1 protein-coding gene is annotated in these 553 nt (G+C 75.0%); it reads left to right on the forward strand.

The annotated features are described in order from the left end of the window. Positions 1-49: 49 nt before the first annotated feature. Positions 50-553 (forward strand): SAM-dependent chlorinase/fluorinase (locus NBX02_RS08495; protein ID WP_250290807.1); only part of this gene is annotated, 504 nt, incomplete at its 3' end.

A 553-nucleotide genomic window follows, 5' to 3' on the forward strand; every position in this document is an offset into this window, starting at 1 on the left:
GGGTGGACGGTGCTGATCACATGGGTGGCGGTGGGGGCACGTGGGTCGTGTGGGTTATGTGAGCTTCCTGACCGACTACGGGCTCGGCGACGGGTTCGTGGCGGTCTGTCACGGGGTGCTGCTACGGCACGCGCCCGGCGTGCGGATCATCGACATCAGCCATCTGGTGCCCGCCGGTGACGTACGGCGGGGGTCGGTCGTGCTCGCCCAGACGGTCGGTCACCTGCCGCCCGCGGTACATCTCGCGGTCGTCGACCCGGGGGTCGGCACCTCCCGGCGGGCGCTGGTCGTCTCCGCCCCGCGGGGCGTGCTCGTCGGCCCGGACAACGGGCTGCTGCCGCCCGCGGCCGACGTGCTCGGGGGAGTGCGCGCCGCGGTGGCGCTGGCCGTCCCGCACGGGGTGCCGGCGACCTTCCACGGGCGGGACGTGTTCGCCCCCGCCGCCGCCGCGGTCGCGGCCGGCCGGGATCCGGCGACGCTCGGGGAACAGATTGATCCGCATGGGCTGCTGCGGCTGGCACCACCGGTCTCCCGCCTGGTACATGCCCGCCCG

Origin of the sequence: Protofrankia sp. CiP1_Cm_nod1, from assembly GCF_920888515.1 — a bacterium.
In the GTDB taxonomy this organism is placed as follows: Bacteria; Actinomycetota; Actinomycetes; order Frankiales; family Frankiaceae; genus Protofrankia.